General features: G+C 75.9%; 7 protein-coding genes. 1 reads left to right on the forward strand and 6 read right to left on the reverse strand.

Annotation, left to right across the window (positions count from 1 at the left end; all coding sequences use genetic code 11):
* Positions 1–100 precede the first annotated feature (100 nt).
* The 6 genes from ACFV61_RS25440 to ACFV61_RS25465 all read right to left on the reverse strand — a co-directional run bounded on the left by ACFV61_RS25440 (position 101) and on the right by ACFV61_RS25465 (position 8,890).
* Complete coding sequence (locus ACFV61_RS25440) at positions 101–340, reverse strand: chaplin (protein WP_063346586.1); 240 nt, start codon at positions 338–340, stop codon at positions 101–103.
* Between the two features lie 92 nt (positions 341–432).
* Entirely contained in the window at positions 433–843 is a 411-nt protein-coding gene (locus ACFV61_RS25445) for a hypothetical protein (protein ID WP_380494048.1), read from the reverse strand.
* Positions 840–3,407, reverse strand: a complete 2,568-nt coding sequence (locus ACFV61_RS25450) for an Hsp70 family protein (protein ID WP_380486148.1) — start codon at positions 3,405–3,407, stop codon at positions 840–842. Before ACFV61_RS25450 ends, ACFV61_RS25445 begins: the two co-directional genes overlap by 4 nt.
* A 31-nt stretch (positions 3,408–3,438) precedes the next feature.
* Positions 3,439–4,185, reverse strand: coding sequence for a nucleotide exchange factor GrpE (locus ACFV61_RS25455; RefSeq protein ID WP_380494050.1), 747 nt, complete (start codon positions 4,183–4,185; stop codon positions 3,439–3,441).
* Complete coding sequence (locus ACFV61_RS25460; protein WP_063346590.1) at positions 4,182–4,607, reverse strand: hypothetical protein; 426 nt, start codon at positions 4,605–4,607, stop codon at positions 4,182–4,184. The genes ACFV61_RS25455 and ACFV61_RS25460 overlap by 4 nt, the downstream gene beginning before the upstream one ends.
* 152 nt (positions 4,608–4,759) lie before the next feature.
* Positions 4,760–8,890 carry a hypothetical protein gene (locus ACFV61_RS25465; protein WP_380494052.1) on the reverse strand — a complete coding sequence of 1,377 codons (4,131 nt, stop codon included), beginning with the start codon at positions 8,888–8,890 and terminating at the stop codon, positions 4,760–4,762.
* Between the two features lie 258 nt (positions 8,891–9,148).
* Between ACFV61_RS25465 and ACFV61_RS25470 the strand changes: the two genes are divergently transcribed.
* Positions 9,149–10,939 (forward strand): serine/threonine protein kinase, encoded by a 1,791-nt coding sequence (locus tag ACFV61_RS25470; protein WP_380423518.1) that lies wholly within the window; start codon positions 9,149–9,151, stop codon positions 10,937–10,939.
* Positions 10,940–11,034 lie beyond the last annotated feature (95 nt).

Below are 11,034 nucleotides of genomic sequence, written 5' to 3' on the forward strand. Positions count from 1 at the left end.
GTGCCCCCCGCGCGCCCCCCCCCCCCCCCCCCCCTTGGGGGGGGGCCTACCTGTGGGGGGGGCCGGGGCGGTTTTTCGCCGCCCCGCCCCAGCAGTCGGGTCAGCCGTTGATGCAGGTGTTACCGAAGGCCGGGTTGAGGATGCTGATGATGCCGATCGAGTTGCCGCAGACGTTGGCCTCGAGGTTGATCGGGATCTGGATCTGGTTGCCGGAGAGCACACCGGGGGAACCGAACGCGACACCGTTCGCGGTCGCGTCGCCCGCGGCAGCGGTGCCGGCACCGGCCAGAACGGCCACAGCGGCGAGTGCGGTGGCGGCGAGGGTGGTACGAATACGCATTGCGTCACTCCTTGTGAGGGCAGCGAACATCCATGTGACGAACACACTCGCACCGATCGAACTCGATGGCAGGCCGGGAACGGCCGAATTGGTCACTCAGAGGGCGTGTCGCCCTCCCGCTCCCCCGGCACCGGCCGCGCGGACCCGGACGCGCTCACCCATTCCAGCAGGTCCCGGGCCGGTTCGAGCCCCGGTTCGGCCGCCACCGCGCGGTGCAGCAGTCCGAGCGCGAACGCCCTGTCACCTGCCGCCAGCGCGTCCAGCGCCCGGTTGTAGTCGATCCGAGCGGCGTAACGCAGCCGGAACAGCACGCCGAGATCCTCCCGGCAGGACGGACAGCGCAGGCCCTGCGGGTCCGCCGGGACGGTGCACTGCGGGCAGCGCACCTCGATCGGCGGAACCTCGGCGACCTGCCCGCCGGTCGGGTGCACGTCGGCCGGGGACACCTCGGACGGTGGTACCTCAGACGGAGTCACGTCGGGCGGAGTCACGTCGGAGTTCATCGCGGACCGGCCTCCTCCGGACGGACCGGACCGAGCGACTCCGCGAGCGGCTCGCTGCCCAGCTCCCGCTGCGCCTGCGCGTACAGCGCCAGCAGCGCCGAGCTGTGCTGGTTGGCGGCCTCCATGTTGGCCGACTCCACCGCCTCGTCCAGCCCGCGCAGCTCGGCCATGATCCGCTGGGCCAGCGCCGGCGAGACCATGTTCTGGTTGACGTAGACGTTGCACATGGTGAGCATCCGGAAGGTGTGCCCGAGCGAGTCGCACAGTTCGTCGGCCCGCTGGGCGGCGCGCATGGCGCCCTCCCAGTCGGCCGCCTCGCGGCGCAGCCGCAGGTCGGCGGCCACCGAGCGCAGCCGGTCGAGGTCGCTCGGGTCGAGGTGCTTCTCGCAGTAGTGGATGAACAGGCTGAGGTACGCCTCCGAGCCGCGCACCCAGCGCTGTGCCTTCAGCTGGCGCTGGGCCCGCTCCAGCGCCTCGTCCACCGACTGGCCGCGGGTCTGGCCGGCGGCCAGGTCGTCCAGGCTGTCCATGAGGCGTTGCGCCTCGCGCATCTCGGCCTCGGTGAGCTCGCCGCCCCAGCGGTCGGTGAAGGTCTCGATCTGCCGCTGCTGCTCCTCGACCTGGACCTTGAGCTCGGGGTCGAGGGTGACGCGCTCCAGCTTGACGGTCTTCTCGCCGCCGCCCTGGATCCGCACCGACAGGGTGATGGTGCGGTCCCGGTCGAGGCCGAAGGACACCTCCACGGGGGTGCGGCCGCCGAGCCCGGCGGGCAGCCGCAGGGTCAGGTGGCCGATCAGCTCGTTCTGCTGGGCGATCTCGTGCTCGCCCTCGTAGACCGCGATCTCCAGCCGCTGGCGGCCGCTGCCGGAGACCACGAACTCGCGGCTGACCGGCGAACTGGTCGGGTAGCTGGTGTTCTTGGGGATGATGACGGCCAGCCGGCCGTCGTTGAGCTCGATGCCGAGGTTCTTCGGGGTGATGTCGAACGGGTTGGTGACCTGCATCAGCTCGCCGCAGCCCTGGCAGGCCTCGCTGCCCGGCGGGTTGACCACGCCGCAGGCGGCGCAGCGCAGGCCGACGTCCTCGGCGGCGGTCGAGGCGACCCTGGTCTGCCCGGGCGCGGCGGAGTTGAGCGCCTCGCCGCACAGTTCGCAGGCGGTGACGCCGGGGGCGGCGGGGGTGCCGCAGCGCGGACAGTTGTCGCTGCGCACGGCGGTGGCCGCCTGGGACTGCGCCGGGATGGCCGCACCGGCGGCCGAACCGCCCAGCTCCTGGCCGCACTTGGGGCAGGCGGCGGCCTCGGCGTCGACCGGGAGGTGGCAGCCGGCGCAGGAGACCCGGGGCCCGCCGAGCAGCGTGGTGGCGCAGTTGGCGCAGTTGGAGGCGGAGAGGTCGCCGGGGGCCCGGCACTCGGGGCACTCCACCTCGCCGACCAGCGCGGACTGCACGGCCGCGCCGAGCGCCACGCACTGCATCGGGTTGACGCCGCGCCGGATCCTGCGCGGCCCGAAGACCTCGCCGAGCCGCCGGGCCACCAGCGGGATCGCGGTGGAGCCGCCGACCAGCACCACCTCGTCGATGTCCCCGACGGTGAGGTTGGCCTGCATGATGGCCTTGTGGGTCAGCTCGATGGTGCGCTCGATCTGGGCCTCGATCAGCTCCTCGAAGCGGGCCCGTTCGAACTCCGTCTCCAGCACCAGCTGGCCGGCGCCGAGGCCGGGCAGGATCACCTCGGAGGCCTCCTGGTGGGAGAGCTCGATCTTGATGGTCTCGGCCGTGGAGGCGATCTTGGGGCGGTCCCGCAGGTCGGGCTGGTAGTCCGCGCCGTACTCCTCGCGGATGTCCTCCAGCAGTGCGGTGGTGATGGCCCGGTCGAAGTCGTCGCCGCCGAGCAGGTTGTCGCCCTCGATGCCGAGCACCGAGACCGAGCCGGGCACCAGCAGCAGGATGGAGATGTCGAAGGTGCCGCCGCCGAGGTCGTAGACCAGGACGGTCCGGCCCTCGTCGCCGGCCTCGGAGGTGATCCCGTAGGCGAGCGCGGCGGCGGTCGGCTCGTTGATGATCCGCAGCACGTGCAGGCCGGCCATCCGGCCCGCCTCCTGGGTGGCGGCGACCTGCCGTTCGCCGAAGTACGCGGGGACGGTGATGACGGCCCGGTGGAAGGGCTCGCCGAAGCGCTGCTCGGCGTCCTCCTTGAGGCGGTGCAGGATGATCGCGGAGATCTCGATCGGGGTGTAGGAGCGGCCGTTGAACCAGACGTTGACGTCGCCGTCGGTGCCGGCCGTGACCTTGTAGTCGACCTCCTTGAGGGCCGCCTGGACCTGCGGGTCCTTGAACTTGCGGCCCATGAAGCGCTTGACCGAGCGGATCACGTTGACGCCGTCGATGGCGACCCGGCTGCGCGCCGTGGAGCCGACCAGCAGTTCGCCCTTGCGGCCGCTGCCGACCACGGAGGGCGTGGCCTCCTGGTTCTGCCGGTTGAAGATGATCTCCGGCTCGCCCCGGCGCAGGTGGGCCACCACCGAGTTGGTGGTGCCCAGGTCGATGCCGAGTGTGCGGTACATGTCGTTCCCCTCTTGCCCCTCGTGGTCCTGGCTACTTCTTCCGCTTGCGCCGGCCGCCCGCGGCCGTTCCCTTCCGGCGGGCCCGGGGCGGGGCCGCCGTGGCCCGGGCGGCGGGGTTCACCGGCGCGGCGGCGGGTTCGGCGCCAACGTCCGCGTCCTCGGCCTCCGTGGGCCCGGTATCGTCGCCCCCGGCTTCCGTGGGCTCAAGGTCCGGCGCCGCGGCCCCCTCCGGTACGGGCTCCAGGGCCCGCTCGACGTCCTCCGCGAGGACCGGCTCCCCCACCGGGGCGGGCTCGGGCACCGCGGCGACGACGACCTGGGCGCGGCGCAGCACCTCCTCCTCCCAGAAGAACCCGGTGACCACCGTCCGGACGACCGTCTCCGGCGCCACTGCGGGACGCGGCTCGGTGCCGACGATCTCGGTCAGCGCCGGGTCCGCCGCCAGCCCCTCCAGCCGCATCGGGCGCACCCCGGCCTTGGCGAGGCGGCCGAGCAGCCGCCGGCGGGTGGCCTCGATCCCGGTGCCGCGTCCGAGCAGCACCAGCTCCCGGTCCAGGCCGAGCGCGGCGAGGGCGTCGTCCACCTCGACCAGGATGCCCAGCAGGTCCCGCTGGGTGGCCCGGGCGGTCTGCGCCTCCTCGGCCCGCAGGCGCTGCAGGAGGGAGGCCCGGTACAGCAGTTGGCTGAACGCCTGGTCGAGGTCGACCTCCAGGGCGCGCTGCGGGACGTCCAGCGGCCGGTGGCCGTCGGGCGCGGGAGCGGTCGGCGTGTCGGTCATTCGGGTACCTCGATCTGCGGCAGCACGGACAGGTCGGCCGCGTAGCGGGCGGGGACGGGCGGTTCGGGGTCGGCGCCGCCGGGGGCGGGTTCGGCGAAGTCGGCCGCCGCCTCGGCCCGGTGCAGCACCAGGAGGGCGGCGGCGGGCGGCAGCGGCGGGCGTTCGACGACCAGCAGCGGTTCGGCGAGGGCGGGCGCCAGCAGGTCGGCGGCCTGGTCGACCGGCTCCGGCGGCAGGGGGCGCTGGAGGTCCAGCTCCAGCCGCCGGTCGGGGTTGCGCAGCAGGGCGGCGGCGTCCTGGATCTGCTGACGGGTGTAGCGGCCGGCCTTCATCGCCGGGCCGACGGCGAGGTTGATCTCGCGCACGCCGGCCGTGAGCGCAACGCCCAGGACCTCGTACGGCGACGGTTCGTGCAGTGGCATGGCGGGCGGCTTCTCTCCTCACGGCTGACGGTGACTCAGGGATTGGCTGTGGCTCGGGGATTGGCTGCGGCTCTGGGATTGGCTGCGGCTGCGGCTGCGGATCAGGGATGGACGTATGGGCTACGACGACGGCGGCGGCTCCGCGGTTGCCGTCAGCGCAGTGCGCCGATCCTCCGTTGCAGGGCGCGCAGGTCGCGGTCGTCCGGGTTGTACTCGACGGCCTTGCCGATCAGCGAGCGGGCCTCCCGGAACTGGCGCAGGTTGGCCTGGCCGACGGCGTAGGAGCTGTAGACGACGCTGAGTTCGACGTACAGCTTGGCGACGTCCTCCGGGGTGCGGGACAGCGCGAGCGCCTCCTCCAGCAGCCGGATCGCGTCGCGGTAGCGGTGGGCCTCGTAGTGGCCGATGGCCTCGCCGCGCCAGACGCTGACCATCAGGCGGCGGATCTCGGCCGAGTCGTCGTAGGACCTGGCCTTCTGGAGCATGGCGGCCTGGGTGGTGAACGGGCTGTCCTGGAGGTTGTCCAGCATGTGGTTGGCCAGCATCACGGCGACCCGGCGCGGGGCCTCCTCCTCGGTGTCGCCGTCCCATTCCGGGTCGGCGCGCAGGGCTTCCGCCATCCGGGCGACGGCGAGGGCTCGGTGGTCCGCGAAGGCGGCGATGCGGGAGAGGTGGCGCAGGACGAAGGCGAGGCCGAGCCGGTGGTCCGGGTCGGGGTTGAGCGTGATCAACTCCCGCCACGCGTCGGCGGCCTCCTCCAGTTCCGCTTCGGGGGCGTCGGGGCGGCTGAGCTGGCCGGCCCGGTTGCCGAGGGCGGCCTCCAGGAAGTGGACGGCGGTCGGGTCGCCGGGGGCGAGTTCCATGCTCTTGCGCAGCAGGACCAGGGCGCGGGGGTAGTCCTTGGCCTCGTTGTTGATCTTGCGGGCCCACTGGGCGTAGGTGGCTCCGAGGTCGCCGCGCACCTCGGGGTGGTCGGGGGCCAGCGCGAGGGCCTTCTCCAGGAGTTCGGTGGCGCCCGCCTGGTCGTCGTCGCTGCTCTTGAGCAGGGCGCGGGCGGCCCGGACGCCGCACTCGGCGGCGATCGCGGGCGCGTCGGCGGGCAGGACGGCGCCGGGCACGGCCCGGGCGCGGGTGAGGCAGTCCAGCGCCTCGCGCCAGTCCTGGTTGCGGTGGTGCTCGCGGGCCTCGCTGACCAGGCTCTCGCCGAGCAGGTCCCGCCAGCCCGTTCCGCGTTCGGCCTCGGGCACCGCGTCCAGGGCGCCGACGGCGGCGGCCTGGCGGCCCTGGAGGAGCAGGTAGCGCTGCGGGCCGAGGTCGCCGAACAGGCCGAGGGCCCTGGTCAGCGGGTGCCCGTCGGGGGTCTCCGGTCGCCGCCAGGCCCGTACGGCCTCGTCGAACCCGGCTGCCCAGGCGGCGAGTTCTGGCTCCTGACGGAGCAGCCGGTCGAGCGCGGGGCCGAGGGCGAGGCGCCGGGCGGGGCGGCCGGGCAGGGTGATCCGGACGTCCTCCTGGGCGAAGGCGTCGGCGCTGTGCGCCTCCATGCCGAGGCGCAGGGTCCAGGCGGTGACCTCGTCGCCGGTGCGGCCGGCGGCCCGGTCCAGGGCGCGCAGGTCCTCGCGGAGGCGGTCGGTGAGCGCGCTGCGGGCGGTGGACATCCGCTGCGGTTCGGCCGGGCGGCCGGTGATCCGGGCGGACTCCGCCCACAGGTCGGGCTGGTGCAGGGCGGCGACCAGGCAGCCGAGCGTCCAGGTCCAGATCCGCTCGTCCGGGCCTTCCGAGGTTTCCGGGCCCGCCTGGAGGGAGACCGCGAGCCGGTAGCCGGCCAGGCCGAGCGCGTGCAGCAGCCGGGGGTGGGCCGGGTCCTTGAGCAGCAGGGCGTGGTAGCCGTCCCAGGCCTCGCGGTGGCGGCCCTCGACGGCGTGCTGGTGGGCCTCGTGCTCGGCGAGCAGGACGAGCGCGGCGGCGGCCTGCGGCCGGCCCGGGGCGAGGGTGAGGGCCTGGCGCAGGTCGCCGGCCGCGCGTCCGGGCTCCCCGGCGTCGAGGGCGGCGCCGGCCCGGCGGATCAGGACGGCGCCGCGCGCGGCGTCGGCGTCGGCCGGCAGGTCGGCCAACGCCTCGTCCAGTCGGCCGAGTTCGGCCCGCAACAGGGCGAGGTCCAGCCGTACGGGCGCGGCGGCGGGGCTGTCGCCGAGGGCCTGCGCCCAGGCGGCGAGGACGGGTTCGGCCTGCTCGGGCACCCCGGCCCGGCGGGCGCAGTCCAGGACGGCGCGCAGCGCGGGGCCGGTGCAGCGTACGCAGCGTGGCGAGGCGGCGTCGGCGGGGCGGTGCAGGTGGGCGGCGCAGGCCTCCCGGCCGCAGCCGGCGCAGGTGCCGGTGGCGGTGGCGGGGCAGACGGCGCAGTCGGCCGCCGCGGGCGGGGGCTGCGGCGGTTCGGGGGCCTGGCCGGCGGTCAGGAAGTGGCGGTACCAGTCCAGTGCGGCGGCCCAGTTGCCGGCCCGTTCGGCGAGCAGCGCCCGCAGCCGGGCGAGGCCCGGGTCGCCGGCCGGGTCGGGGGCGAGCGGGGCGAGCAGGGCGATGGTCTGGACCGGACGGCCGGTCAGCAGGGCGGCGGCGGCCAGGTGGTAGCGGTCGCGCGGCCCGGTGGCGGCGTCGAGCAGGGTGCCCAGCGGTTCGGTGGAGCCCTCGGCCAGGACGAGGGCGGCGCGCAGCCGGGCCTGCCGGTGGGTGACGGAGCCGGGCAGGGTGTCGGCGAGGTCGAGGGCGGCGACGGCCCGCTCGCGCGGTTCGGGCCGGTCGCGGCCGGTGATCAGGAGGTGCGCGGCCTCGCGCAGGGCGGCCTCGCGCAGCGCGGCCCGGTAACCGGGGGCGGCCGGGTGGTCGGCGGCGGCCTGCTGCCAGAGCTCCCGGGCGGCCACCGGGTCGTCGGCCAGCCGGGTGCGGGCGAGCCGGTCACGGGCCAGGGCCTGCCGTTCGCGCAGGTCCTCGTCGTGCAGCGGCTCCCAGCGGGCCAGGGCGCCGGCCGGATCGTCGGTGCGGGCGAGGGCCAGACCGTGGTGGAAGGCGGCGATCCGGGCCCAGCGGGAGTCCGGTTCGACGTCGGCCTCGGCGCCGAGGACGGGCGCGGCCTCGGCGGCCTGCCCGGCGGCGAGCAGGGCCGCACCGAGCCGGACCCGGGCGGGGCGCCAGTCGGGGGCGAGGCCGAGGCCGGTGCGGTAGTCGGCGGCCGCCTCGGCGGGGCGCGCGGCCCGCTCGTGCACCAGGGCGAGGCCGAACCGGGCCGGGGCGAAGGAGGGTTGGACGGTCAGGGCGGCGATGAACTGGTCCCGGGCCTGCTCGTCGGCGCCGAGCAGCAGGGCGAGCCGGCCGAGGGCGTAGCGGGGGCGGGGGTCGCCGGGGGTCTCGGTGGCGGCGGCCGCGAGGTCGGACCAGGCGGCGTCGGTGGCGCCGAGCCGCTGCCGGGCCAGGCCCCGGAAGAGCAGGCTCTCGGTGCGCAGCGCCGGGCCGCGCCCCCACGGGGAGGGCTCGCCGGGGCCGCGGCGCAGCGCCTCGTCGAAGGCGGCGACGGCGGGTTCGTCCCGGTGCAGGGTGAACAGCTGGGCGCCCCAGCGGAACCAGAGTTCGCCGCTGCCGCCGGGGGCGGACGCGGCGAGCAGGGTCTCGGCCTCGGCGGCGCGGTCGGTGCCGCGCAGCAGGGCGGCCCGGGCCAGGACCGGCCAGTCCCGGCCGGGCAGTGCGGCCAGCGACCGGGTGGTGGCGCTCTCGCGCTGCTCGGGGGAGCCCTCGTGGCAGAGCCGCTGGAGCCAGTCCGCGGCGCGGGCGGCGGCCGCGGCCTCCTCGCCGGGTTCGGCGCCGTCGGCGGTGGCCTGGAGGAAGGCGAGCAGCGGCCCGAGGTCGCCGTCGGGGGCGGATATCCGCTCCTCGGCGAGGCGGTGCAGGCTCCACCGGGGCAGTTGCCGGGCCGGGTCGGCGAGCAGCGGGAAGGCCTCGCGGTGCAGGGCGAGGGTGGCCTGCTGGTCGCCGGTGGGGACGGTGGCCTCGGCCTGGCCGAGCAGGGCGAGGCCGCGTTGCGGGCGTAGTTCCTCGGGGCCTGCGGCGAGCCGTTGGGCGAGGCGCGCGTAGCGGCGCCGGGCCTGCGGGGCCTTGCCGGCGGCGAGCCGTTCGGCGGCCACGGCCAGGGCCTTGGCCACGGCCTGGGCGTCCAGGCTCCGTCGGCGGCGGGCCAGTACGACGGCTGCCGCACCGGCCAGTGCCACCACGATCAGCAGCACCGCGAGCTGCACCATGCCCCGTCCCCCTGCGCTTGGAAATACGCCGATCGATGATCAACACAAGGTGTGTGATCATGAGTTGACGCCGTTTCGATGTTGATCGGGCGCCCATCAGAATAGGCCCTCCACCGGACAGACGAACAGAATTGAGCACTATCCTGGGCGACGCAGCGGAAGCGGTGTGAGAACCACCGCGCGGGAACCGGCCCGAGGCCGGGTCGTGGCGAACAGGCCAACAGGCCAACAGGCCAACAGGGTCCAGTCGGGGGATGCGTGTCCGAGTCGCGTTGGGTGCCCGGGCTCCGGTTCGGGCCGGAGTTCGACCCCGAGCAGTACGAACTCCTGGAATTCCACCACCGGGGCGGCGAGGCCGAGGTGTGGCGGGCGGTGCGGACCGGCCACAGCGGGCTCAAGGAACTCGTCGCCGCGAAGATCATGCTGGAGCGCGACCCCTCCGAGGTGCGGCGCTGGCTCGGCCGCTGGGACGACGTCTCGCACAACGCCCACCGCCTGGGCGTGAACGACCTGGTGGTGCCCAGCTTCCTGCTCGGCCCCTCCCCGCACCGGCCCGGCGCCGCGCCCTCCGCCGGGCTGCTCGGCTACCAGATCTCCCCCTGGGTCGAGGGCGTGCCGCTGCACACCTGGGCCCGCACCCAGCGCGGCGGCCCGGCGGCGGTGGCCGAGGTGCTGGCCCGGCTCTGCCGGATCGTCGACGAACTGCACCGCAAACGCTGGGTGCACCGCGACATCTCCCCCGCCAACGTCCTGGTGGACGCCCAGAACCAGGTCAAGCTGATCGACCTGACCTTCCTGGCCCCGCTCGACCACACCCTCACCGTCGCGGTGTTCACCCCCGGGCACGTCCCGCCGGAGGCCGAGCAGGTCGGCGGCTTCCCCACCACCGCCAAGGACCTGTTCGCGGTCGGCACCCTCGCCCGCACCCTGCTGCTGCCCGACCACGGCCGGCTCGACCACCGGCTCGCCGCCGAACAGGCCCGCGCCGAACTCCTCGCCGCCGGCTACGGCGAGGACCTGGCGCGCTGGGCCTGCGAACCGCTCGCCCGCGAACCGGACCGCCGCCCCTCCCCGCTCGGCCCCTGGGTGGGCCGCGGCCGCGAACTCCTGCGCTCCCGCCGGCCGGTGGCGCGCACCGCGGGCCTGGCCGTCCTGCCCGACCGGGCCGGCCGGCCGCTGCTGGTCACCGGCGGCGCCGACGGCACCGCACTGGCCGGCCCAGGACACCACGGGCAGCGCCTGCCGGCCGGCCAGGGGCCCGGCCCGGTCAGGGAGTTGCTGGCCGGCTGGGCCGGACACCAGGGCGAACTGGTGGTCTGCGCCGAGGACCGCGGCGGGACGCTCTGGGTCGGCACCTCGGCCGGCTGGTGGGAGGCCGCGCGCGGCGTCAGCGGGCTCGCCGGGGCGGTCAACTCCGCCGGGGAGATGACGGTCTGGACGGCGGCCGGCGGCGCCCTGCGCTCCTACCGCTGGGCGCCCGGCCTCACCCTCACCGGCCAGGAGCTGCCCGGCTGCCCGGCCGACCGGGTGCTCGCCGCCCTGGAGGAACGGGCCGGGTCCTGGCTGGTCCTGGTCGAGCACCGGGAGCGGGTGCTGAGCTGGCGACCGGGCTCGGCCGAGCGCCCCGCCCCGCTGGGGCCGCCCGGCGCCCTGCGCGCCGGGGCGCTGGCCCGCACCTCCGCCGGACCGCAGGCCGCCACGCTGCGCCCGGACGGCTCCGTCCAGCTGCACACCCTCGACACGGCCGGCCCGGCCCCCGAGATCGGCGACGGCGAGCCCTCCCTCGGCGTCGCGATGGCCGGCCACCGGGGCGGCCCGACGGTGGCGCTGGCCGGCGCGGGCGGCGTCCGGCTGCGGCTGCCGGCCGGCGGCGCCTCCCGGCGGCCGCGCTGGTGGCGGCCGACGCTGCGCCCGGCCACCCGGGTCGCGCTCGCGATGGGCGAGGACTGGCGGCTGTGCCTGGCCGCGGTCGTGGAGGGCGAGTTGCAGTGCTGGCAGGAGGACGCGGCGTACCGGTGGCAGGCGGTGGCGCTGCCCGAGCAGGGCTGAAGCGGGGCTTCGCGGGGCTGAACGGAACGCGCCGGGGCCGCCGCAACAGGGGGGGGTTGGCGGGGCCCCGCGGGGGGGGAGGGTGGGGGGGCGGA

The sequence above is a fragment of the Kitasatospora sp. NPDC059817 genome (assembly GCF_042731835.1).
Lineage (GTDB): Bacteria > Actinomycetota > Actinomycetes > Streptomycetales > Streptomycetaceae > Kitasatospora.

Coding starts and splice junctions, on each gene's coding strand:
- ACFV61_RS25465 (WP_380494052.1), bottom strand. CDS start 8,890: ATGGTGCAGCTCGCGGTGCTGCTGATCGTGGTGGCACTGGCCGGTGCG.
- ACFV61_RS25455 (WP_380494050.1), bottom strand. CDS start 4,185: ATGACCGACACGCCGACCGCTCCCGCGCCCGACGGCCACCGGCCGCTG.
- ACFV61_RS25450 (WP_380486148.1), bottom strand. CDS start 3,407: ATGTACCGCACACTCGGCATCGACCTGGGCACCACCAACTCGGTGGTG.
- ACFV61_RS25445 (WP_380494048.1), bottom strand. CDS start 843: ATGAACTCCGACGTGACTCCGCCCGACGTGACTCCGTCTGAGGTACCA.
- ACFV61_RS25440 (WP_063346586.1), bottom strand. CDS start 340: ATGCGTATTCGTACCACCCTCGCCGCCACCGCACTCGCCGCTGTGGCC.
- ACFV61_RS25460 (WP_063346590.1), bottom strand. CDS start 4,607: ATGCCACTGCACGAACCGTCGCCGTACGAGGTCCTGGGCGTTGCGCTC.